At 70.1% G+C, this 281-nt stretch carries 1 protein-coding gene; it reads left to right on the forward strand.

Annotation, left to right across the window (positions count from 1 at the left end):
- On the forward strand, positions 1-281 hold a 281-nt coding region (locus tag ACG0Z3_RS23340; RefSeq protein WP_394402463.1), incomplete at both ends, for a phospholipase D-like domain-containing protein.

Here is a 281-nt window from a genome sequence, read left to right on the forward strand (position 1 = left end):
CCTACGCCGACGCGATCGCCAACGCCCGTGGCAGCGTGGACATCCTCTGTCCCTACTTCTACCCCGGCCAGCGCATCCGCCAGGCGCTGCGCAGCGCGGTCGACCGGGGCGTGCGTGTGCGCCTGCTGCTGCAGGGCAAGCTGGACTACCGGCTGGCCGGCTGGGCCGCCGAGGCGCTGTACGCCGAGCTGGTCGGCCATGGCGTGGAGATCTACGAATACACGCCGGCCTTCTTGCATGCCAAGGTGGCTGTGGTGGACGGCATCTGGGCAACGGTGGGC

The organism is Pelomonas margarita (genome assembly GCF_043555875.1).
Classification (GTDB): Bacteria; Pseudomonadota; Gammaproteobacteria; order Burkholderiales; family Burkholderiaceae_C; genus Pelomonas; species Pelomonas margarita.